The 21976-nt window shown below is 61.3% G+C and carries 18 protein-coding genes, 1 tRNA gene and 2 rRNA genes; 13 read left to right on the top strand and 8 right to left on the bottom strand.

What is annotated here, in order from left to right:
- The 10 genes from PMI07_RS06140 to PMI07_RS06095 all read left to right on the top strand — a co-directional run bounded on the left by PMI07_RS06140 (window position 1) and on the right by PMI07_RS06095 (window position 11190).
- A complete protein-coding gene (locus PMI07_RS06140) occupies window positions 1-432 on the top strand; it encodes a thioesterase family protein (protein ID WP_007768982.1) in 432 nt (143 codons plus the stop codon).
- Window positions 410-805 (top strand): RidA family protein, encoded by a 396-nt coding sequence (locus PMI07_RS06135; protein WP_024163605.1) that lies wholly within the window; start codon window positions 410-412, stop codon window positions 803-805. Before PMI07_RS06140 ends, PMI07_RS06135 begins: the two co-directional genes overlap by 23 nt.
- Window positions 806-812: 7 nt before the next feature.
- Window positions 813-2774: a 3-hydroxyacyl-CoA dehydrogenase NAD-binding domain-containing protein gene (locus PMI07_RS06130; protein ID WP_007765835.1), complete on the top strand. Its 1962-nt coding sequence runs from the start codon at window positions 813-815 to the stop codon at window positions 2772-2774.
- Window positions 2775-3111: 337 nt separating this feature from the next.
- Window positions 3112-4716: an ABC transporter substrate-binding protein gene (locus tag PMI07_RS06125; protein ID WP_007765838.1), complete on the top strand. Its 1605-nt coding sequence runs from the start codon at window positions 3112-3114 to the stop codon at window positions 4714-4716.
- Window positions 4716-5870 (top strand): acetylornithine deacetylase, encoded by a 1155-nt coding sequence (gene argE, locus PMI07_RS06120; RefSeq protein ID WP_007765842.1) that lies wholly within the window; start codon window positions 4716-4718, stop codon window positions 5868-5870. Before PMI07_RS06125 ends, argE begins: the two co-directional genes overlap by 1 nt.
- A 10-nt stretch (window positions 5871-5880) precedes the next feature.
- Entirely contained in the window at window positions 5881-6852 is a 972-nt protein-coding gene (locus tag PMI07_RS06115) for an ABC transporter permease (RefSeq protein ID WP_007765844.1), read from the top strand.
- Window positions 6849-7793: an ABC transporter permease gene (locus PMI07_RS06110; protein ID WP_007765845.1), complete on the top strand. Its 945-nt coding sequence runs from the start codon at window positions 6849-6851 to the stop codon at window positions 7791-7793. The genes PMI07_RS06115 and PMI07_RS06110 overlap by 4 nt, the downstream gene beginning before the upstream one ends.
- Entirely contained in the window at window positions 7790-8779 is a 990-nt protein-coding gene (locus PMI07_RS06105; RefSeq protein ID WP_007765848.1) for an ABC transporter ATP-binding protein, read from the top strand. The genes PMI07_RS06110 and PMI07_RS06105 overlap by 4 nt, the downstream gene beginning before the upstream one ends.
- Window positions 8776-9783, top strand: coding sequence for an ABC transporter ATP-binding protein (locus PMI07_RS06100; protein WP_007765851.1), 1008 nt, complete (start codon window positions 8776-8778; stop codon window positions 9781-9783). The genes PMI07_RS06105 and PMI07_RS06100 overlap by 4 nt, the downstream gene beginning before the upstream one ends.
- 18 nt (window positions 9784-9801) lie before the next feature.
- Window positions 9802-11190 (top strand): M20 family metallopeptidase, encoded by a 1389-nt coding sequence (locus PMI07_RS06095; RefSeq protein WP_007765853.1) that lies wholly within the window; start codon window positions 9802-9804, stop codon window positions 11188-11190.
- Window positions 11191-11207: 17 nt separating this feature from the next.
- On the opposite strand, the gene PMI07_RS06090 is transcribed toward PMI07_RS06095, so the two are convergent.
- The 4 genes from PMI07_RS06090 to PMI07_RS06075 form a co-directional block, all read right to left on the bottom strand.
- Window positions 11208-11924 (bottom strand): anti-sigma factor, encoded by a 717-nt coding sequence (locus tag PMI07_RS06090; protein WP_007765857.1) that lies wholly within the window; start codon window positions 11922-11924, stop codon window positions 11208-11210.
- Entirely contained in the window at window positions 11921-12463 is a 543-nt protein-coding gene (locus PMI07_RS06085; protein WP_007765860.1) for a sigma-70 family RNA polymerase sigma factor, read from the bottom strand. The genes PMI07_RS06090 and PMI07_RS06085 overlap by 4 nt, the downstream gene beginning before the upstream one ends.
- A gap of 178 nt (window positions 12464-12641) precedes the next feature.
- Window positions 12642-13055 carry a GFA family protein gene (locus PMI07_RS06080; protein WP_007765863.1) on the bottom strand — a complete coding sequence of 138 codons (414 nt, stop codon included), beginning with the start codon at window positions 13053-13055 and terminating at the stop codon, window positions 12642-12644.
- Between the two features lie 216 nt (window positions 13056-13271).
- On the bottom strand, window positions 13272-13970 hold the full coding sequence (locus PMI07_RS06075) for a thioredoxin family protein (RefSeq protein WP_007765864.1): 699 nt from the start codon (window positions 13968-13970) through the stop codon (window positions 13272-13274).
- A 96-nt stretch (window positions 13971-14066) separates the two neighbouring features.
- On the opposite strand from PMI07_RS06075, the gene PMI07_RS06070 reads away from it, so the two are divergent.
- The gene (locus tag PMI07_RS06070; RefSeq protein ID WP_007765865.1) at window positions 14067-15287 is read left to right on the top strand and encodes a hypothetical protein; all 1221 of its coding nucleotides are present in this window, start codon (window positions 14067-14069) and stop codon (window positions 15285-15287) included.
- A 9-nt stretch (window positions 15288-15296) separates the two neighbouring features.
- A complete protein-coding gene (locus PMI07_RS06065; protein ID WP_007765866.1) occupies window positions 15297-15929 on the top strand; it encodes a PQQ-binding-like beta-propeller repeat protein in 633 nt (210 codons plus the stop codon).
- 20 nt (window positions 15930-15949) lie between these two features.
- On the opposite strand, the gene PMI07_RS06060 is transcribed toward PMI07_RS06065, so the two are convergent.
- Window positions 15950-16798, bottom strand: coding sequence for a hypothetical protein (locus PMI07_RS06060; RefSeq protein WP_007765867.1), 849 nt, complete (start codon window positions 16796-16798; stop codon window positions 15950-15952).
- A gap of 606 nt (window positions 16799-17404) precedes the next feature.
- Between PMI07_RS06060 and PMI07_RS06045 the strand changes: the two genes are divergently transcribed.
- Window positions 17405-18211 (top strand): PfkB family carbohydrate kinase, encoded by an 807-nt coding sequence (locus tag PMI07_RS06045; protein WP_007765871.1) that lies wholly within the window; start codon window positions 17405-17407, stop codon window positions 18209-18211.
- A 151-nt stretch (window positions 18212-18362) separates the two neighbouring features.
- Here the strand turns inward: PMI07_RS06045 and PMI07_RS06040 are convergent.
- The 3 genes from PMI07_RS06040 to PMI07_RS06025 all read right to left on the bottom strand — a co-directional run bounded on the left by PMI07_RS06040 (window position 18363) and on the right by PMI07_RS06025 (window position 21828).
- Window positions 18363-18439: transfer RNA gene (locus PMI07_RS06040), tRNA-Met, on the bottom strand.
- Between the two features lie 242 nt (window positions 18440-18681).
- Window positions 18682-18796: ribosomal RNA gene (gene rrf, locus PMI07_RS06035) — 5S ribosomal RNA — on the bottom strand.
- 231 nt (window positions 18797-19027) lie between these two features.
- Window positions 19028-21828: ribosomal RNA gene (locus tag PMI07_RS06025) — 23S ribosomal RNA — on the bottom strand.
- Between the last annotated feature and the right edge of the window lie 148 nt (window positions 21829-21976).

Here is a 21976-nt window from a genome sequence, read left to right as displayed (position 1 = left end):
ATGGCTTACACGACCTCCCGCCGATTGAACTTTGGAGATTGCGATCCGTCCGGCATCGCCTATTTCCCCTCCTACCTGAACATACTGGTGGGGGTCTGCGAGGAATTTTTCGGCGCGATCGGCTCGCCCTGGCCGGACATGATCAGTCATCGCAAGATTGGCGTGCCGACCGTGACGCTGGACGTCGCGTTCAAGAGCCCAGGCTACCATGGCGATATGATGGATTTCACCATCAAGGTTATGCGGATCGGCAACAGCTCTGTCGATCTCGAATACGAGGTGCGGGCGGGGGACCGGCTGCTCTGGACGGCGAAGCAACGGCTCGTCGCCACTTCGAACGAAACCCACAAGGCCCTTCCCTGGCCAGACGATATGCGCGCCGCGCTGACACAGCATTTGGAGAACGATGATGCACACGATTCTGCAGCCTGAAGGCTGGGCAAAACCGATCGGTTACGCCAACGGCGTCGCCGCCAACGGCCGCCAGATCTTCGTCGGCGGGCAGATCGGCTGGAACGGCCAATGCCAGTTCGAGACCGACGATTTCGTCGGCCAGGTGCGCCAGACGCTGCAGAACGTCGTCGCCATACTGGCTGAGGCCGGTGCAGGGCCGCAGCACATCACCACCATGACCTGGTATTTTACCGACAAGGCCGAATATCTCGGAAACCTGAAGGGCATCGGCCAGGTCTATCGCGAGATCATCGGCAAGCATTTCCCGGCAATGGCCGCCATGCAGGTCGTGGCGCTGGTGGAAGACCGCGCCAAGATCGAAATCCAGGCGACCGCCGTCATTCCGGCCTGAGGCAATCATGAACAAGACGATCGAATTTTCCGCCACGGTTTCAGCCACGACCCGCAACGGAGTTCTGGTCGTCACGATCGACAACGCGCCGGTCAACGCCACGTCCGTCGATGTCCGCGGCGGGCTTGAGAAAGCGCTTGCCCATGCCGAAACGGCCGGCGATGTGGCCGGAGTCGTCATCACCGGCGCCGGAAAGACGTTCATCGGCGGCGCCGACATCAAGGAATTCGGCAAGCCGGCCATGGAACCGACCCTGCCTGATGTCATCGAAAAGATCGAGGGCCTGTCCAAGCCCGTCCTCGCTGCGCTGAATGGCGCAGCACTCGGCGGCGGCCTCGAAGTGGCACTCGCCTGCCACCATCGCATCGCATCGCCGGCCGCACAGGTCGGCCTGCCGGAAGTCAAACTCGGCATCGTGCCCGGCGCCGGCGGAACGCAACGCCTGCCGCGTCTGATCGGCATCCCGGCGGCACTCGACCTGATCACCTCGGGGCGTTCCGTGAAGGTCGACGAGGCCTTGAAGCTCGGGATAATCGACGAGGTTGCCGCAGGCGATCTCGTCGAGGCTGCGATATCCGCTGCTTCGGCATTGGCCGGCAAACCCCTCCGCCGCACGGGCGAACTGAACGTCGCTGCCGTGGATCCGGTCGAGGTCGAAAAGGCTTCAGTCAAAATCCTCGCCAGGGCGCGCGGCCAGAAGGCGCCCGCGGAAGCGGTCAGGCTTGTCACCTCGTCCAATCGTCCGCTCGCCGAAGGCCTGGCGGACGAACGTGCCACATTCCTCGCGCTTCGCGACAGCCGCGAGGCGGCGGCCCTTCGCCATGTCTTCTTCGCCGAACGGGAATCTTCCAAGGTCGAAGAACTGGAAGGCGTCGAACCTCGCTCGGTCAAGACGATCGGCATCTGCGGCCTTGGCCTGATGGGCAGCGGCATCGCCGTCGCAGCCCTTGGGGCCGGCTATTCGGTGATCGGCCTCGACCAGACTGTCGAAGCCGCCGAAAAGGGCTTTGACCGCATTATCGGCCTGCTGGAACGCAACGTCGCCTCGGGCCGTCTCGACCAGGCCGATTTCGAAGCCCAGAAGGCGCGGCTTTCCGTGACTGCGGACGATATCGATCTCGCGCCCTGCGATCTCGTCGTCGAAGCCGTGTTCGACGATCTCGCCGTCAAGACCGATCTCTTCCGGCGTCTCGACAAGGTCATCCGCCCGGATGCCGTGCTGGCGACCAATACCAGCTACCTGAACCCGGACGAGATCGCCGCCGCGACCGCGAACCCGGAACGGGTGCTCGGCCTGCACTTCTTCTCGCCCGCCCATGTGATGCGCCTCCTGGAGGTCGTACGCTGCGCCAGAACCGCGCCAGACGTGCTGGCGACGGGGCTGGCGGTCGCCAAGAAGCTGCGCAAACTGCCGGTCGTCACCGGCGTCACCGAAGGCTTCATCGGTAACCGCATCTTTTCGGCCTATCGCCGCGAGGCGGAGTTCCTGTTGGAAGACGGCGCCCTGCCGCACGAGATCGATGCTGCGCTGGAGGATTATGGGTTCCCGATGGGCCTCTTCGCCGTCTATGACATGGCCGGCCTCGAAATCGCCTGGGCACGCCGCAAGCGGCAGGCGGCGACCCGTGATCCTTCGGTGCGTTATGTCGAAATTGCCGATACGCTCTGCGAAGCGGGCCGCCTGGGCCAGAAGGCCGGTCGAGGCTGGTACGCTTACCCGGACGGCAAGCGGACAATCGATCCCGAAGTGACCGCCATCATAGAAGCCGCCCGGGCCAACAAGGGCATCACCCCCCGTGCATTCTCGAAGGACGAAATTCTCCGAAGAATGCTCGGTGCTATGGCTTTGGAAGGCGAGGCCCTGCTGACGGAGCGGATAGCCGCAAGGGCCAGCGATATCGACCTGGTGATGATCAACGGCTACGGTTTTCCGGCCCATAAAGGCGGCCCGATGTTTGCCGGCGCCTAAGGGTCGCAGCGCAACCCATGATACATAAATAATTGAAATATTTATATTATATCGATGCGCTCGCGCTTCGGAAGCGCTTCCTCGTGCCGGTGATTTGCCCACCCAAAAGAGTTACGCTCATTTGATCAAACATGCTTGCATGTTTCCTTAAATCGCCTATTGTTTGCCCAAGCCTCGCAAGTAGGCACCCAAAAACAACGACAGGGAACGCTGCATGTTCGCATTTCAGGAGCGAATTCCGTCCAGATATTTTAACCATAAAATATCTGCCGCATGGTTGTCCCTCATTCCGTTGTCCCGCATTCCGACTGTCTCGTGGCGCGCTTAGGAGATCATGATGTCTTTCTCGTTTTCTGCATTCAAACGTAAGATGCTGCTGGGCATGATCGCCGCAGCCGCGATTGCCGCTCCGCTTGGCGGCATGGCTCAGGCCGCGGATTTCAAGTTCGCCGGCCCGCTCGATGCCTATACGCTCGATCCGCATGCGGTCTCGAACACGCTGATCTTCGCCGTTCTTGCCAATGTCTACGAGCCGCTTGTGCGCCGTAACGCGGAGCAGAAGATCGAGGGGGCACTTGCGACCGACTGGAAACAGATCGACGGCACGACCTGGGAATTCAACCTCCGCAAGGACGTGAAATTTTCGAACGGCAATGCCTTCACCGCCGATGACGTGGTCTTCTCGCTGACCCGCGGCCAGGCCGGCGGCATCAAGGCAAATCTCAATTCGATCGCCTCGATCGAGAAGGTCGAGGATTACAAGATCCGCATCAAGACCCGCGCCATCAACCCCATCCTGCCGAACCAGATCACCAACTGGTACATCATGGACAAGGAATGGGCCGAAGCGAATAACACCGTGCAGCCGGGTGCCGCCAACAACGCCACCGAGACCTTTGCCAACCGCAATGCCATGGGCACCGGCCCCTACGTCATCAAGGAGCGCGATCCGGGCGTGAAGACGGTCTTCGCGCCGAACCCGAGCTGGTGGGACAAGAAGACCGGCAATGTCGACAACGCCACCTTCTTCGTCATTCCCAACCCGTCGACCCGTGTGTCCGCTCTCGTTTCCGGCGAAGTCGACATGATCGACGGCGTGCCGCCGCAGGATGCCGAGCGCATCGAGAACGATCCGAAGCTGCACATGCAGGCCGGCCCGGATCTTCGCACCATCTACATCCAGCCGGACGTCGCCCGCGACAGCCTGATCTTCGGCAGCGAAAAGACCAAGAACCCCTTCAAGGAACTGAAGGTTCGCCAGGCGATGGAACTGGCGATCGACACCGGCGCAATCCAGAAGCGCATCATGCGCAATTTCTCGGTCCCGGTCGGCTTGCCGATCGGCAAGGAAGTCAACGGTTTCGATGCAGCCCTCGGCGCACCGGTGAAGCCGGACGTCGACAAGGCCAAGGCGCTGATGAAGGAAGCCGGCTACGAAAACGGCTTCTCCGTGACATTGGATTGCACCAGCGACCGTTTCATGAACGACGAAGCGACCTGCCTTGCGGTCGCCGCCTCGCTCGCCCGTATCAACATCAAGGTCGATCCGCGCGCCCAGCCGACCGCCAAGTGGGCAACCCAGGTCAACCCGCCGGAATACAATACCAGCTTGGCCATGCTCGGCTACTCGCCGGCAACCTATGACGCGCACATCTTCCTGACTTCGATCGCCGCCACCCGTGACGCCAAGAGCGGCCTCGGCGCCTTCAACATCGGCGGTTATTCCAATCCGGAGGTCGACAAGCTGATCGAGCTGATCGGCAAGGAAACGGATCAGGCCAAGCGCACCGGCTATATCACCCAGGCCTTCAAGATCATGAAAGCCGATGTCGCCTTCATTCCGCTCCACCAGTTGAACATTCTCTGGGGCGTGAAGGACAACGTCACCGTCGTCCAGCCGGCCGACCTTGCCTATCCGCTGCGTTATTTCACGGTGAAGTAATGACGATTGCATCCGATATCTCGCGGCAGCTTGCAGGCCTCGTTTCCTTCCCGACCGTCAGCGCCGTTTCAAACCTCGACCTGATCAAATATGTCGAAGACCAGACCGCCCCCTTCGGGGGGCGCGTCCGACGCTTTGTCAATCCCGAAGGCGACAAGGCGAACGTGCTGATCACGATCGGCCCGGAAGCGCCCGGCGGTATCATCTTCAGCGGCCACACGGATGTTGTGCCGACCGAGGGCCAGGCCTGGACCGGCGATCCCTGGACGCTGAGGGAATCGAACGGCCGCCTGATCGGCCGCGGCGCGACCGACATGAAGGGCTTTCTCGCCTGCTGTCTCGCGGCCGTGCCCGGCATTGCCGCGAAGAACCTCAAGAAGCCTATCCACCTCGCCTTTTCCTATGACGAGGAAGTCGGCTGTACCGGCGTCGGCTCGATGGCCGAATGGGTGGGCGCAAGCGACCTGAAGCCCCGCCTTGCCGTGATCGGCGAAGCGACCAGCATGGACATGATCGCGGCCCACAAGGGCGGCCTGATCGGCTGGTGCCGCATCAAGGGCAAGCCCGGCCATTCCTCGCAGCCGGACCGCTATGTCAACGCCGTCATGGTCGCCGGCGACATGATCGCCGAGATCAACCGCATCCGCGAGGATATGCGCGACGGCCCGCGGTTCGAAGGGCTCGACCCGCCCTATTCGACAACCCAGGTGACCGTCATCAAGGGCGGCCTGCACGGCAATATCGTCTCCGAAAACTGCGAGTTCTTCTGGGAGATGCGCCTCATCCCGGGTCAGAATACCTATGACGTGCTGGACCGCATGAAGCGTTTTGCCGCCGAAAAGCTTGAGCCGGCCATGAAGGCGATCGATCCATCCTGCGGCATCGTCTTCGATGTCCAGGCCAGCATCCCGGGCCTTAAACCCAACAATGATCCGGCGCTCGATGCGGAACTATTGGCGCTTCTCGGCCGCACCGAACCCCGCTATGTTTCCTATGGCACGGAAGCGGGCATTTTCCAGATCGCCGGCGTTCCATCGGTCGTCATCGGTCCGGGCGATATCGCCGACGCCCATCAGCCGGACGAGTCGGTCGCCATTTCCGAGCTCGAGAAATGCACCGCTTTCCTCGACCAGCTCGGGGATAGCTGCTGCTGAGGAATTTGTTGTGCTGAATTATGCCGCGTCACGGATCGTGCAGACGGTCATCGTCCTGCTCGTGATCAGCTTCATAGCCTTCCTGCTGGTCGCCAATATCGGCGACCCGCTGGCGGCCCTCCTCTCTGCCGACGCGACCGTCAACGAGCGGCTGGAACTGATCGCCAAGCTCGGCCTCGACCAGCCCCTCTGGACGCGGTTCCTGCATTTCATCGGCAATATGCTGCACGGCGATTTCGGCTTTTCCTATCGTACCCAGGATCCGGTCGCCAACCTGATCGCCGAACGCCTGCCCGCCACCGTGGAGCTCGCCTTCGTCAGCCTGCTGATCACCATCGTGGTCGGCGTGCCGGCCGGCATCTATTGCGGCGTCAACCCGAATTCGCTGTTCGGCCGTTTCATCATGCTGATCTCGACGGCCGGCATCACGCTCCCGAATTTCGTCGTTGGCATCCTGCTGATCGCGGTGTTTTCGGTCCAGCTCGGTCTGCTTCCCTCCTTCGGGCGCGGCACGGTGGTCGATCTCGGCTTCTGGAAGACAGGGCTTCTCAGCGTTTCCGGCTGGCGGGCGATCCTGCTGCCGGCAGCGACCCTCTCCACCTTCCAGGTCGCCTTCATCATCCGCATGCTGCGCACCCAGCTGATGGAAGTCGGCCAGAGCGAACATATTCGCTTCGCCCGCGCCCGCGGCCTGTCGGAAGCGCGTATCTGGTATGTCTATGCCATCAAGAACACGCTTCTGCCGGTCATCACCATGCTCGGCCTGCAGCTTGGCAATATCATCGCCTTTTCGGTGGTGACGGAAAACGTCTTCGCCTGGCCGGGCCTCGGCTCGCTGTTCCTGCAATCGATCCAGGGTGCCGACATTCCGGTCATCGCCATCTACCTGATCTTCGTCGGCCTGGTCTTCATGGTCATCAATCTCATCGTCGAACTGCTTTATCCGCTGATCGACGCCCGCGTGTTGAGGAGGCAATCATGACGCCTGTCGTCAACACTCCCGCGGCCGGCCCCGTTCGCCGCAGCAGAGGCGCCAAGCTTCTGCGCGCCATGCGCAGGGCCCCCGGCCCAACGCTCTGCGCGATCGTGATCATCGCGCTGCTGATCTACGCTTTCGTGGTGCCGCTGTTCTCGCTGAACCCGTTCGAATTCTCCGGCATGTCGGTGCTGGACAGTTTCATTCCGCCGGCCTGGATGGCGGATGGTTCTCCCGATTTCCCGCTCGGCACCGACGACCAGGGCCGCAACCTGATCACCGCCATGGCCTATGGCATGCGCACCTCGATCATCGTCGGCTTCCTGTCGGTCACCATCGGCCTCGTCCTCGGCGGCAGCCTCGGCCTGATCGCCGGTTTCGTCGGCGGCAAGGTGGATGCCTTCATCATGCGCGTCGCGGACGTGCAGCTCGCCTATCCCGCCTTGCTGCTGGCGATGATCATCGATGGTGCCGCCCGCGCCGTGCTCGGCACCGAGCGCAGCGTCGGCACCGCCATCGCCATCGTCGTGATGTCCATCGGCATTGCCTTCTGGGTCCAGTATGCCCGCACCATCCGCTCTTCCGTGATGATCGAGCGCGACCAGGACTATGTCTCGGCCGCCCGCATCACCGGCCGCAGCAACCTTTCCATCATCGTGCTGCACATCCTGCCAAACGTGATGGCGCCGGTCCTCGTCATTGCCACCATCAATCTCGGCATCGCCATCATCACCGAGGCGACCTTGAGCTTCCTCGGCATCGGCATTCCGGTCACCTCGCCGTCGCTCGGCACGCTGATCCGCAACGGCAACAATTTCCTGCAGTCGGGCGAATGGTGGATCTCGGTCTGGCCTTGCCTGATCCTCGTCCTCTTCGTCGTGTCGGTAAACATCCTCGGCGACCACCTGCGCGACGTCTACAATCCGCGCCTGCGGGGCCGCTCATGATCAACGCACCCGCACCGCTCCTCGACGTCCGCGACCTCACCGTCACCATCAATCGCGACGGAAAACTGGTCACCGCGCTCGACAAGGTGTCCTTTTTCGTCAATCCCGGCGAGGTGCTGGGCATCGTCGGCGAATCCGGCGCCGGCAAGTCGATCACAGGTGCTGCGATCATCGACCTCCTCGTGCCCCCGCTGAAACGCACCGGCGGCACCATCACCCTTGCCGGCACCCGGCTCGACCAGCTTTCCCCGAAAGCGATGCGCAGCGTGCGCGGCGGCCGGATCGGTTTCGTCTTCCAGGACCCGATGACCAGCCTCAACCCGGTCATCACGATCGGCCAGCAGCTCTGCGACACCATCCAGGCGCACCTGAAACTCGGCGGCAACCAGACCAAAAAGAGGGCGCTCGACTGGCTCGATCGCGTCGGCCTGCCCAATCCGGATGTCCAGTTCAAGCGTTACCCGCACCAGCTCTCCGGCGGCATGCGCCAGCGCGTGGTGATCGCTCTCGCGCTCTGCGCCGACCCAGCGCTGGTCATCGCCGACGAGCCGACCACCGCCCTCGACGTCTCGGTCCAGGCCCATATCCTCGAACTGCTGCGTGACCTGCACCGCGAAAGCAATGTCAGCATGATGCTGATCACCCATGACCTCGGCGTCATCGCCAAGATGGCCGATCGCGTCGCGGTGCTTTATGCCGGCCGCGTCGCCGAGATCAGCCCGGTCGGCGAACTCTTCAACGCGCCGAAACATCCCTATACCCGCGGCCTGATCCGCGCGACGCCGATGCCGTCGGCCACCGGCGAGATGCGGCTCGACCAGATCCCCGGCGCCATGCCGGGCCTTGGAGCCGTTCCGCCCGGCTGCGCCTTTAATCCGCGCTGTTTCAGGGCGGAAGGCGATTGCCGCGCGACCATTCCGCCGCTTTATCATGAGGAAAGCTCTGCCTTTTCCTGTTTCCATCCGCTGGAAAGGGTGACCGCATGAGCGCTTCCGATTTCCTCATCCTCAATCACGTCAGCAAGGTCTATCGCCGCAACCAGAGCCTTCTCGAGCGACTGAAGAAGAACGAGACCGGTGGCACCAAGGCCGTCAGCGATGTCAGCCTCACAGTCCACCATGGCGAGACCATGGGCCTGGTCGGCGAAAGCGGCTGCGGCAAGTCAACGCTGGCGCGTCTCGTCTCCGGCCTGATGGCTCCGACATCCGGCGAGATCAGTTTTCCGCCGAATGCATTCGGCAACAAGCCGCGCCTGCAGATGATCTTCCAGGACCCCTATTCCTCGCTCAACGGCCGCTGGACGATCGAGGACATCATCGCCGAGCCGATCCGGGTGCATAAGCTGCGCAATGGCCGTACCGCTGTCCGCGCCCGCGTCGACGAATTGCTGGTCCAGGTCGGCCTCTCCGCAGCCGACGCGGAAAAATACCCGCAGGAGTTTTCAGGAGGCCAGCGGCAGCGTATCTGCATCGCCAGGGCGCTCGCCGGCGAACCGGAATTCCTGATCCTCGACGAACCGACCTCGGCGCTCGACGTCTCGGTGCAGGCGCAGATCCTCAACCTGCTCCGCGACCTGCAGAAGAACCTGCACCTCACCAGCCTGTTCATCACCCACAATCTCTCGGTCGTGCGCATCATGGCCGACCGGATCGGGGTCATGTATCTCGGCGAACTGGTCGAGGAGGCGACGTCGGAAGAACTGTTCCACAAGCCGCGCCATCCCTATACCCGCCTGCTGATCGATGCGGCACCGGACATGGATACCAGCGACCGCTCGCTGCATCCGATCGCCGGCGAACTGCCGAACCCGGCTTTCCCACCCTCCGGCTGCCGTTTCCACACGCGCTGTCCCTTCGCGCAGGATATCTGCCGCAATACCGTGCCGCCGCAGAAGGCGACCGAGACCGGCGGCATGTTCCGCTGCCATTTCGACCTCGACCTCTCCAACGCCTCGATCTTCCCGCCGGCCGCCAAGGTCAAGACCGCCTGAATTTCCAAGGACGCCTCAATGACGACCGCCTCCCGCCAAGCAACGATCGACAAGGCCGTCGGTTATCTCGATGACGGCTCCTTCGAGGAAACGCTGCGAATGCGGGTGGCAATCCCCTCGGCCAGCCGCGTCGCCGCCAACAAGCCGGACCTCTGGCGCTACGTCACCGAAGACATGCAGCCCTTTTTCGAGCGCCTCGGCTTCACCACGAAGATCTACGAGAACGACACGGCGCCCGGCCCGTTTCTGCTCGCCGAACGCATTGAAGACCCGCGCTTCACCACCGTCCTGCAATATGGCCATGGCGATGTCGTTGCCGGCCTGGACGGCCAGTGGGAGACAGACCTCTCGCCCTTCGAGATGACCGAGAGGAATGGCGCCTGGTACGGCCGCGGCACGGCGGACAACAAGGGCCAGCACGCCGTGAACCTCGCCGCCGTCGAAGCCCTGCTTGCAGTAAAAGGCTCGCTCGGTTTCAACCTCAAATACCTGATCGAGATGGGCGAGGAATCCGGCTCGCTGGGGCTTGAAGAGATGTGCGCCGCGCATCGGGACGAGCTGAAGGCAGACGTCTTCATCGCCTCGGACGGTCCACGCCTCGCGCTCGAGCGCCCGACCATCTTTCTGGGCGCCCGCGGCGGCATGTCCTTCCACCTGGAGATCAATGCCCGCGAAAGCTTCCAGCATTCCGGCAACTGGGGCGGCATCCTCTCCAATCCCGGCATCGAACTCTGCCACGCGATCACCGCGCTCGTCGGCCGCACAGGCCAGATCAAGGTGCCCGAGATGACGCCGGGTTCGATCCCGGAAAACGTCCGAACTGCCTTGAAGGATTGCCACATCACGCCCGCCGCCGGCGATCCGCCGATCGAGCCCTGGTGGGGCGAACCCGGCCTGACGCCGGAAGAGAAGGTTTTTGCCTGGAGCTCCTTCGAGGTGATGGAGATGGAATGCGGCAATCTCGCCCAACCGCTCTACGCCATCCCGCCCAAGGCCCGCGCCCGCGTGCAGCTCCGTTTCCCGGTCGGCGTCGATCCGGACGCCGTGGTCCCCGCCGTCCGCAAGGCGCTGATCGATGCCGGTTACGACCGGGTCGCGGTCAAGGACCCGACCGACGCGATCTTCCTCGCCAGCCGCCTCGATCCCGACCATCCCTGGGTCAGACGCGTCGTCGCCTCGATCGAGAAAACGCTCGGTGCCCCGCCGGCGATTCTGCCCAATCTCGGCGGCTCGCTGCCGAACAACATCTTTTCCGACCTGCTCGGCCTGCCGACCATCTGGATCCCGCATTCCTATCCCGGCTGCCTGCAGCACGCGCCGAACGAGCACCTGCCGATCTCGATTGTGCGCGAAGGTCTCGCCATGATGGCCGGGCTCTATTGGGATATCGGCGAGACCGCGGTCTGAACCTTCCGCTTTCGGCGTCAGGGCCTGCGCACGGCGCCGCTCGCCACGACGGGACCGGTCGCCACACCGGTCGGCGAGCCGCCGAACGGTTCGAGGCTGACGGCAAGCGTCGCGCCCTCGGTCATGTTGCGACGCAGATCGGCAGGTATCACAAGTTCTCCCGCCCGATCCTGCTCGAAGACGCCGAGAGACCGCGGGTTGCCGCTTCCAGGCACCAGCCAGAGCTCCAGCGACTTCTCTTCGCGTCCGCCGGCCGCGACTGGCACAATCCGCAACCGGCCGTTTCCGGCATCGTAGGACGCAAGCAAGTTGATCTGGCTATCGGTTGAGGACAATTCCGCCACCAGCGGCGCAGGGCCTTGCGGCCCTGGGATCACGCCCGATGCATAGATGACGGCAGCCACCGCAACCGCAGTCGTGGCGAACGAGAGCCTTCGCCAGAACAGCGCGGAATTCCACAAACCCCATGAGGACGGAGCAACCCGGGCGGGGCCGAAGAGCCGAGTTTCGATCCGGCCGAAAACCATTGGGCGCGGCGCTACGTCCTCATAGTCGTCGTTGAAGGAGGCAAGGTCCGCCTGCCACCGTTCGACGATCCGGGCAAAGGCGCGATCATTCGCCATCCGCTGTTCAACGGCATGGCGCGCCTCCAGCGACAGAACGCCGAGCACATATTCGCCCGCCAGGATCTCGTCCTGCGGCCGCCTGCCCTGACTTTGTTCGCCCGACGTCATCGCTCCATGCACTCTCTCAGTTTGAGAAGGCTCCGGCGCAGCCACGTGCGCACGGTGTTCAAGGGTACCTTCAATTCTTCCGCCAGTTCAAGATAACTCAAACCTTCCACGTAGGCACGTCGAACTGCACGCGCATGCACGGAGTCGAGCTCCTGCATGCAATTGTCGATGCGACGGCCTTCATCAGCCATGGCGACCTGCTGCTCTGGGTTGAGAATGCCGTCGTCGGCAAGGTCGTAGGCTTCATCCAAGTCTTCAGCGACAGGCTTCCTGGCCCGGAGGATGTCGATCGCGTGATTGCGCGCGATCGCCGCCAACCAGGCCAAGGGCGAGCCGGTATCGACGGCAAAAGTCTTGGAGCGCTGCCAGACTCTGACATAAATTTCCTGGAGCGCTTCTTCTGCGTCGGTCCTGTCTTTCAAGATACGCAGGCAGATCGAAAATAGTTTCGGGCTCGTTGCATTATACAACGATGCGAACGCTTTGCGATCACCCATCGCCACGCGATTGACCAGAGCTGCGATCTCAGTGCTTTGCATTCGGAAAAAACCTCGCCGCCTGCATCTATAGAGAAAGATGGACTCGGAAAACAAGGCGTGTCCGTCGCAAAACTCAGCATTCGCAACCTATCTCCCGGCCGCCGAGTTCAACGACGGCCGCGGAGTTCGGTCCCGAGTGCCGTCCCTCAACCATTCGAGGACCTTTGACCATCGCCCGCTAGGCGGGCGGCATCTTTTGGAACCTCGGGAGATCCGGATCCATGTGGTCCCATGCATGACCGGCCACGGTCCAGCAGACGAATTGCGGCTTGTAACGGCTCGGGTCGTCGAGGCTGCCGGCATAGATCACAAAGATATCCGGCACGGCTGGCAAGGTCAGATAGACCAAGGTCCCGCAAGTGGCGCAGAAGCCGCGCGATTTGACATAGCCGTTGTCGCCCGCGACATCCCAGCTTTTCGCCTCCCCGCGAACGTCCACCGCAGTGCGTGGAAAAGTCAGGTAGGATCCGTGCCCGGTGCCGCTGTCGCGCTGGCATTGACGGCACTGGCAATCATTCATCACCAGCGGTTCGGCTGATATTTCGTAGCGAATGGCACCGCAGGCACATCCGCCGATATAGGACTTGCTCATGTCGTGTCTCCAGGTTTGGTGGCAGGGTGTCATCGGTTGCTGGGCGTCAGGCCGGGATTTGCGTCGAAAGCCGGCGCTGGCCGTTGACGGGCTTGAAGGTCATGGCGATCAGGAAAGCGCCGATCCCCAGGAGCCGGCATGTCAGAGAGTTCTATTGTCTGGCTCAGATCGACCGCGGCCGGCGCTGGTTCCTACCGAGACTGGCCAGGAGCCGCCTCAATATTGATCGTGCCGGCGCAGCCAGGCCATCGAGAACCGGAGTTCGTCCTCGTCGCGGCCCTTCGGCACGAGATCCAGGAAGTGATAGGCGCCGTTGAGCATGTCGACGCCACGCGAATAACATGAATAGGTGTGGAATACCTCGCCGCTCTCGTTCCTGCAGAAGACGCTGATGCCCACTTCCTCCGATGCGTTGCTCGGCTGGACCTTGTAATTGTAATAGGCGCCGCCCTTGGCGAGATCCTCGGGCTTCACCGATACCTGATAATCGAAGTTGAAATCGCTGCCGTGCGAAGAAAACCACGGGAAGCTCCAGCCCATGCGCTTCTTGTAGGCGTCGATCTTGGCAAGTGGAGCCCGCGAGATGGCGACGAACGTCACGTCGCGATGATTGAGATGGATCGGGATGCCATCGAAATTGTCGGCCCAGAAAGAGCACGATTTACACGCCTCCTCCCAATCGGGAGCGAACATGAGATGATAGACGATCAGCTGCGAGCGGCCGTCGAAGAAATCTTCCAGCGAAAGCTCGCCATCCGGCCCTTCGAACCGATAGGATTTCTCGACCTGTTCCCAGGGCATCGCCATTCGGCGGCGTGTCAGCGCGTCCCGCTGGCGCGTGAATTCCTTCTCTGCGGCGAGCAGCTCAAGGCGGGCCTTCAGCCACTCCTCGGATGAAACGACTTGATTTCTCATAGGAACCTCCTGTTTGTTGCGATGCAGGTTGGTGGTCGTGAGATAGACTAGGGCCGGATATCAAATGGTGAGAGTGACAAGTGTGACGGGATTCCGATGGACTCGCTGATCATCGCCGCAGCACGTGCGCTCGCCTCTGGCGACCCCCTTGGGGCATTGAAACGGGTGGCGCTGCGCGACGATGCGCCCGCGCTCGCGCTCCGTGGCATCGCCATGGCGCAGCTCGGCGATCTCGTCCGGGCAAAGGCTCTGCTCAAAAGGGCCGCCCGCGCGTTCGGCCCGAAAGAGGCGATGGCCCGGGCGCGATGTGTCGTTGCCGAGGCCGAGATCGCGCTCGTCTCCCGCGATCTTACCTGGCCGGTAAAGTCGCTCGACGCGGCGCGCGCGGTGCTTGAGGCGCATGGTGACAGGCTGAATGCCGCACATGCGGTCAATCTGGAGGTTCGGCGCCTGCTGCTGATCGGCCGCCTCGACGAGGCCGAGCGCATGCTCGCCGCATTCGACCCGCCTCCGCTTCCACCCGCATCGAGAGCCGCCTATGAACTGGTGGTTGCAGGGGCAGCAATCCGCCGCTTGCGGACGAAAGCGGCGCGCGCGGCGCTTGCCCGCGCGGAGGAGGCCGCACGGGAAGCCGGCATTCCCGCACTGACGGCGGAGGTCGCAAACGCATCCCTCGTCCTGAAGACGCCGGCCGCACGCCTGATCGCACGGGGTCAGGAACGCCCGCTCCTTCTGGAGGAGGTCGAAGCGGTCCTGGCCTCGGGCGTGCTCGTGGTGGATGCATGCCGCAATACCGTGCGGATCGGAGACTCACAGATATCGCTCGCGTCGCGCCCGATATTGTTTGCGCTTGCCCGCGCACTGGGCGAGGCTTGGCCGGGCGATGTACCGAGAAGCACCCTGCTCTACCGCGCCTTTCGGGCGAGGCACGCGGATGAATCGCACCGCGCCCGGCTGCGGGTCGAAATCGGCCGGCTGCGTGTCGAGCTTCAGGCACTGGCGAACGTCACGGCGACGAAGAGAGGCTTTGCGCTGACGCCGCGCGAAAATGGCGACATCGTCGTGCTGGCGCCGCTGGTGGACGAGCAGCATGCGGCAGTGCTCGCCTTCCTTGCCGACGGCGAAGCCTGGTCGAGCTCTGCGCTGGCGATCGCGCTCGGGGCGAGTGCCCGCACCGTACAGCGGGCGCTGGACCAGCTTTTGGCGGCTGGCAAGGTGCAGTGGTTCGGCCAGGCGCGTGCGCGTCGGTGGATGGCCCCGTCCGTGCCGGGATTCCCGACAATCTTGTTACTCCCCGGTCCGCTCCCGAACGACTAGAGTGAGCGCATGAAAAAATCTCAAGCCGAAATCATCCGAGAATATGGACCCTTCCCTGGGGCCGACCGCGTGAATGGCGTCACCTTCGACGGCCGGCACGTGTGGTTCGCCTCCGGCGACAAGCTGAACGCCTTCGATCCGGCGAGCGGCGAGACGGTGCGCTCGATCGAAGTCGCTTCCCATGCGGGAACGGCCTTCGACGGTGAACACCTGTTTCAGATCGCCGAAGATCGCATCCAGAAGATCGATCCGAAGACGGGCACCGTCCTCGCGACGATCCCGGCACCCGGCAATGGTGGCGATTCCGGGCTCGCCTGGGCCGAAGGAACACTCTGGGTCGGCGAATATCGCGCTCGGAAGATCCATCAGGTCGATCCCGAGACGGGCAATATCCTGCGTACCATCGAATCCAACCGCGTCGTCACCGGGGTGACCTGGGTCGACGGGGAACTCTGGCACGGCGTCTGGGAAGGCGACGAGGGTGAGGTGAGACGCGTCGATCCCCAGACAGGAAACGTGCTGGAAATGCTCGAAATGCCGCCCGGGATCGGCGTATCGGGCCTCGAGTCCGATGGCGCCGATCAGTTCTTCTGCGGCGGCGGAACCAGCGGCAAGGTGCGAGCCATCCGGCGCCCCGGTTAGGGACTTACACCGGCAGACGACTAACGTGAAAAACAGCGCTCGAAAGCGGCATCGATGACGGCGAGTTTTGCCGCCTGCGCCTCGATCATTTCGCGCACGAAGCCGGCCGAAACCCACATGGCGGAATTGCCCCGCCGGCCAGTCCATCCGAGGCTTCCCATCGCCTCCGCCTCGCGAAGCTTGCGGTCGAGATGGGTGCGCGACAGCTTCAACCATCCCGCCATGTCGGCCAACGATGCCACCGGCGTCGGATAACGCCGGCCATCGGAGCTGATCTCGCCGAGCCCCGCAATGAGCCATTCCATGATGACTCCGCCGTTGTTGAGCCAGGTGAACAGCGAGAACGTGTTCCGTGGCTGGCGGATGGCGGGGTCCGTGAGCAGGCCGTCGGCGATTTCCGGCTGCAGGTGGGCGATAGCCCCTTCCGCCGCCAGAAACACCTCCAGCCGACGACCGCTGTCGAGGCGGTCGAGCGTGACCAGATGCGCCGCGGCCCAGCCATGGATCGCTTCCAGCGCGACAGTCGAGATGGATATAGGCCGCGAGCGTCGATCCATGGGCGCCTCCACCAGAGCCGCATAACCGTAGTGGATCATCTCCTTGATGAAGGCGTCACCGGTGTTGCGGCTGGAGACGGCGTGCTCGGTGACGCTTGCCAGGAAACGAGAGAGCGTCGTCAGCTCGCCCCCCGCAGCGGCTCGGAAATGAAGACCCAGTGCCATATGGCCAAGCAGCCAGCGCTGCTGCGTTGCAAAGACGGAACTCAGCCGCGGATTGGCGCTATAGGCCTCCAGCATCGTCACCGACTGCTGCTTGATCAAGGGAAGGATCAGCGCGCTGTCCGCTATCTGCTGGGCCGTTTTCGCCATGAGTTGATCCAAAGGACTGGTGCAAGAATTCGCAGGTGACGCGGATGAAAATGAGAATGTGCACGGAGATGACCGCGACCGAAGCCGGGTGCTTTCCGTAGCGATTTGCGTTCTTACCGGGCCAGACGAGGCGAGGCAAGCCGGCTGAGGCGGCGGCTCGGCGGCCTTCGTTTCGAAATGCCCGTACGCGACGGTTTGGCTGAACAAGCACCTGATAGTGCGGACTTTTATGGTCGCTGCCGTTTTACGAGGCGGCTTGAATCAACTCCGACCGACGCGGCCCATGGTGCAACGGTTTGTCGATCTTCAATCAGGCCAGAGAAAGCCGGGCAAGGGACGGCACATGCCGCATCGAGCACACTGCGCTGCTCCGAGCCTGTGCGCCACCGTCGGAGCGGCCTTCAGTCCCGCGAAGGCCTGAAACATTCCTGCTATCGGATTCTGTCGGATCCGCAGTTCGTGGATGTTGAGGGGAAGAAGCCTGCCTGCGGCCCGTGTGGCGACGAACCTGTTGTAGAACCTCCCGGTTCTCATCATATTCCTCCTGACGCAGCGTTTCGTCCTCGACGCGCTCGCACTCCGCATTGACGAGAGACAGGTAACCCCATGTATCGTGTGATCGTCATCGGTTCGGTCAATCACGACCGCGTCTGGCAGCTCGCCGGTCCCCTGCCCCCCGGCGCGCGGTTGCGCTTTTCCGCCCGCGAGATCCATCTCGGCGGAGGCGGCTTCCACACCGGCTGCCAGCTTCTGGAACTCGGGGCAGGAGTCGCGCTCGTGACAAGTCTCATGGAGGACGAGCAGGGACTTTCGGCGCTGAAGGCACTCGACGGCAAGGGGTTCGACACACGCCACGTCACGGTGCTGCCCGGGGAAACCATGCCGCTCGAAATCCTGCTCGAACCCAACGGCGAAAGAACGATCCTGGCACCCGGCGGCAGAAGCCGCCCGGCTTTTTCAGCCAATGGGGCTCTGATGGGTGACGCCGCCTATATCAACGCCCTTCTGCTTGATGAGGCGCTCGTCTCAAGGCTCCACGATATTCCTCTCGTGATCTCTCAACTGCCGCTCCGACCCGCGACACCGCGCCCGGCCGACTATATCCTTACCTCCCGCGCCGATGCGCCGGACGATCTCGAAACCGTGTGGCAACGCGCCTCCGGCATTGCCGGCCCGCGCCTGAAGATGCTGGTCCTGAGGGACGGGGCGCGTCGCATCACCCTTTATGACGGTTTCCGGTCAGTCCATGCCGATCCGGCGCCGGCAGTTCAGGGTGTCAGCACGATCGGCGCGGGTGATCGTTTCAGCGGCGCTTTCCTCTTTGCTCTCCTCAGCGGTCGGGATGCAGCGTCCGCTGCCGCCGAAGCAAGCCGGTCGACGGCAAACTGGCTGCGCCGGCGCCACTCATGCTGAAACAGCCCTCTCGAGAACCGGAAAACCATCTGAGGATTTGCGAGGTTGGCCTTCATCTCGCAAGGCGGCTATCTGCATTTCAGGCGTTTAAACGCGGGCAGGCCGTGTGGTTAGGAGAGGGCTTATTGTTTGGCATGTATTTTTGGGAATATGGTTGCGGGGGCAGGATTTGAACCTGCGGCCTTCAGGTTATGAGCCTGACGAGCTACCGGGCTGCTCCACCCCGCGTTATAAGGTTTTTGCCTGCGGCAAAATACCGGTGCGATAAAACCGAAGGCTTTTTCGCGTCTGCGTAAGCCACTTGGGCTTGCCCAAGTTGTCTGATGTGAGGGCCGCAGCGGGAGATTTCCGGTGCGATTTTCCTCGTCTTTCAGTTTTAACAAAGCAAAAAGGCCGCTTTGTGGGCGGCCCTTTGGTCGGCTTAAGGGCCGTAGGTTTCGTGGATCGAGAAGATATGTTGCGTTTAGCAGACCTGGCAGCGACCTACTCTCCCGCGTCTTGAGACGGAGTACCATTGGCGCAGGGGCGTTTCACGGCCGTGTTCGGAATGGGAACGGGTGCGGCCGCCCCGCAATGACCACCAGGTCAGCGAAGCGCAACATTTGAGAAGCTGGTGAAGTTTTCACTTCGTTTTTAGTCTTTTGAACACGTCTTTGAACCTTTCCAGCCCTAGGGATGCTTGTGGCACCCATACAGGCCAGCGGCCGTCGCCAATCGTTTGGCGGGCCGTCCGCAGCGCAGCATCCGAAGGATGCGACAGCGTCAGGACAAGGTCTAATGCCATCAAGCTTTGCTTGATGAGCATGAACAATGAGAACGATCAAGCCAATCGGGCGATTAGTACCGGTAAGCTTCATGCATTGCTGCACGTCCACACCCGGCCTATCAACGTGGTCGTCTTCCACGGCCCTGATAGGGAACACTCGTTTTCAGGTTGGTTTCCCGCTTAGATGCCTTCAGCGGTTATCCATTCCATATATAGCTACCCTGCTATGCCCTTGGCAGGACAACAGGTCCACCAGAGATATGTCCATCCCGGTCCTCTCGTACTAGGGACAGATCCTGTCAATATTCCTACACCCACGGCAGATAGGGACCGAACTGTCTCACGACGTTCTGAACCCAGCTCACGTACCGCTTTAATTGGCGAACAGCCAAACCCTTGGGACCTGCTCCAGCCCCAGGATGCGATGAGCCGACATCGAGGTGCCAAACAACCCCGTCGATATGGACTCTTGGGGGTCATCAGCCTGTTATCCCCGGCGTACCTTTTATCCGTTGAGCGATGGCCCTTCCACGCGGGACCACCGGATCACTATGACCGACTTTCGTCTCTGCTCGACTTGTCAGTCTCGCAGTCAGGCGGGCTTATGCCATTGCACTCGACGACCGATTTCCGACCGGTCTGAGCCCACCATCGCGCGCCTCCGTTACTCTTTCGGAGGCGACCGCCCCAGTCAAACTACCCACCATACACTGTCCCGGATCCGGATGACGGACCGCGGTTAGACATCCATGACGATAAGGGTGGTATTTCAAGGATGGCTCCACGAAGACTGGCGTCCCCGCTTCAAAGCCTACCACCTATCCTACACATGCCGACACGAATGCCAGTGTAAAGCTATAGTAAAGGTGCACGGGGTCTTTCCGTCTGACCGCAGGAACCCCGCATCTTCACGGGGAATTCAATTTCACTGAGTCTATGTTGGAGACAGCGGGGAAGTCGTTACGCCATTCGTGCAGGTCGGAACTTACCCGACAAGGAATTTCGCTACCTTAGGACCGTTATAGTTACGGCCGCCGTTTACTGGGGCTTCGATTCAAAGCTTGCACCTCTCCTCTTAACCTTCCAGCACCGGGCAGGCGTCAGGCCCTATACGTCGTCTTTAGACTTCGCAGAGCCCTGTGTTTTTGATAAACAGTCGCTACCCCCTGGTCTGTGCCACCCCATTATGGTTGCCCAAAATGGGGTCACGCTTCTTCCGAAGTTACGCGTGCAATTTGCCGAGTTCCTTCAACATAGTTCTCTCAAGCGCCTTGGTATACTCTACCTGACCACCTGTGTCGGTTTCGGGTACGGTCTATACGGTGGAGCTATTTCCTGGAACCGCGTCCCTGCAAGATCAATCCAATAAGACCTCACAAGTTGAGCAATCCGTCACTACCACCAGGCCCACGAATATTAACGTGGTTCCCATCACCTACGCATTTCTGCCTCGGCTTAGGGGCCGGCTAACCCTGCTCAGATTAACTTTAAGCAGGAACCCTTGGTCTTTCGGCGAGAGGGTCTCTCACCCTCTTTATCGTTACTCATGTCAACATTCGCACTTCCGATACCTCCAGAGGCCCTCACGGGTCCTCCTTCACAGGCTTACGGAACGCTCCGCTACCACGTGCGACAAGTCGCACATCCTCAGCTTCGGTGCATGGCTTTAGCCCCGTTACATTTTCGGCGCAAAGACCCTTAATTAGACCAGTGAGCTGTTACGCTTTCTTTAAATGATGGCTGCTTCTAAGCCAACATCCTGGTTGTTTTGGGATCCTCACATCCTTTCCCACTTAGCCATGACTTGGGGACCTTAGCTGGAGGTCAGGGTTGTTTCCCTTTTCACGACGGACGTTAGCACCCGCCGTGTGTCTGCCGATTAGTACTCCCGGGTATTCGGAGTTTGGTTAGGATCAGTAAGACGGTGAGTCCCCATAGCCCATCCAGTGCTCTACCCCCCGGGGTATTCGATCGACGCACTACCTAAATAGTTTTCGCGGAGAACCAGCTATTTCCGAGTTTGATTGGCCTTTCACCCCTAGCCACAAGTCATCCCAATCTATTGCAACAGATGCGGGTTCGGTCCTCCAGTTGGTGTTACCCAACCTTCAACCTGCTCATGGCTAGATCACTCGGTTTCGGGTCTAATGCAACTAACTGAACGCCCTGTTCAGACTCGCTTTCGCTGCGCCTACACCTACCGGCTTAAGCTTGCTAGTTACACTAAGTCGTTGACCCATTATACAAAAGGTACGCCGTCAGGCTTGCGCCCTCCGACTGTTTGTAGGCATCCGGTTTCAGGTTCTATTTCACTCCCCTTGTCGGGGTGCTTTTCACCTTTCCCTCACGGTACTTGTTCGCTATCGGTCATGCACGAGTACTTAGGCTTGGAGAGTGGTCTCCCCATGTTCAGACAGGATTTCACGTGTCCCGCCCTACTCTAGGACAATGAGTGTTCTACGCCTACGGGGCTATCACCCGCTACGGCCGCCTTTTCCAAAGCGTTCGGCTTTATTCCTCATTGCCACTGGCCTGGTCCGTGTTCGCTCGCCACTACTTACGGAGTCTCGGTTGATGTCCTTTCCTGCAGGTACTTAGATGTTTCAGTTCCCTGCGTTCGCTTCTTACCCCTATTTTATTCGAAGGTAAGATACCTTTTAACAATACCTAGAAACCTAAACCGTCCCGAAAGACGGCTTAAACTTTCTAGGTATCTAAGGTGGGTTGCCCCATTCGGAGATCCATGGATCAAAGCTCATTCGCAGCTCCCCACGGCTTATCGCAGCGTATCACGTCCTTCTTCGCCTGTGCATGCCAAGGCATCCACCAAATGCCCTTACGACACTTAATCGTTCTCATTGCCAATGCTCATCAATATAGCCACCCATCGGGCTTTCACACCCAATGCGTGGCGGACCGGTTACCTTTTACAACCAGCCCTTCTCATGATGCCATCGACGTGTTCGACAAGCTTGCTTGATTGGGGTCACGCCGAGCGA

The organism is Rhizobium sp. CF080 (genome assembly GCF_000282095.2).
Lineage (GTDB): Bacteria > Pseudomonadota > Alphaproteobacteria > Rhizobiales > Rhizobiaceae > Neorhizobium.
The sequence above is the reverse complement of the archived record's forward strand: the minus strand, read 5'-3'. Positions and strand labels throughout refer to the sequence as shown.

What these genes read in the sequence shown, in the direction of transcription:
- PMI07_RS06140 (WP_007768982.1), top strand. Translation starts at nt 1, where the DNA reads ATGGCTTACACGACCTCCCGCCGATTGAACTTTGGAGATTGCGATCCG.
- PMI07_RS06135 (WP_024163605.1), top strand. Translation starts at nt 410, where the DNA reads ATGCACACGATTCTGCAGCCTGAAGGCTGGGCAAAACCGATCGGTTAC.
- PMI07_RS06130 (WP_007765835.1), top strand. Translation starts at nt 813, where the DNA reads ATGAACAAGACGATCGAATTTTCCGCCACGGTTTCAGCCACGACCCGC.
- PMI07_RS06125 (WP_007765838.1), top strand. Translation starts at nt 3,112, where the DNA reads ATGTCTTTCTCGTTTTCTGCATTCAAACGTAAGATGCTGCTGGGCATG.
- argE (WP_007765842.1), top strand. Translation starts at nt 4,716, where the DNA reads ATGACGATTGCATCCGATATCTCGCGGCAGCTTGCAGGCCTCGTTTCC.
- PMI07_RS06110 (WP_007765845.1), top strand. Translation starts at nt 6,849, where the DNA reads ATGACGCCTGTCGTCAACACTCCCGCGGCCGGCCCCGTTCGCCGCAGC.
- PMI07_RS06105 (WP_007765848.1), top strand. Translation starts at nt 7,790, where the DNA reads ATGATCAACGCACCCGCACCGCTCCTCGACGTCCGCGACCTCACCGTC.
- PMI07_RS06100 (WP_007765851.1), top strand. Translation starts at nt 8,776, where the DNA reads ATGAGCGCTTCCGATTTCCTCATCCTCAATCACGTCAGCAAGGTCTAT.
- PMI07_RS06095 (WP_007765853.1), top strand. Translation starts at nt 9,802, where the DNA reads ATGACGACCGCCTCCCGCCAAGCAACGATCGACAAGGCCGTCGGTTAT.
- PMI07_RS06090 (WP_007765857.1), bottom strand. Translation starts at nt 11,924, where the DNA reads ATGACGTCGGGCGAACAAAGTCAGGGCAGGCGGCCGCAGGACGAGATC.
- PMI07_RS06085 (WP_007765860.1), bottom strand. Translation starts at nt 12,463, where the DNA reads ATGCAAAGCACTGAGATCGCAGCTCTGGTCAATCGCGTGGCGATGGGT.
- PMI07_RS06080 (WP_007765863.1), bottom strand. Translation starts at nt 13,055, where the DNA reads ATGAGCAAGTCCTATATCGGCGGATGTGCCTGCGGTGCCATTCGCTAC.
- PMI07_RS06075 (WP_007765864.1), bottom strand. Translation starts at nt 13,970, where the DNA reads ATGAGAAATCAAGTCGTTTCATCCGAGGAGTGGCTGAAGGCCCGCCTT.
- PMI07_RS06070 (WP_007765865.1), top strand. Translation starts at nt 14,067, where the DNA reads ATGGACTCGCTGATCATCGCCGCAGCACGTGCGCTCGCCTCTGGCGAC.
- PMI07_RS06065 (WP_007765866.1), top strand. Translation starts at nt 15,297, where the DNA reads ATGAAAAAATCTCAAGCCGAAATCATCCGAGAATATGGACCCTTCCCT.
- PMI07_RS06060 (WP_007765867.1), bottom strand. Translation starts at nt 16,798, where the DNA reads ATGGCGAAAACGGCCCAGCAGATAGCGGACAGCGCGCTGATCCTTCCC.
- PMI07_RS06045 (WP_007765871.1), top strand. Translation starts at nt 17,405, where the DNA reads ATGTATCGTGTGATCGTCATCGGTTCGGTCAATCACGACCGCGTCTGG.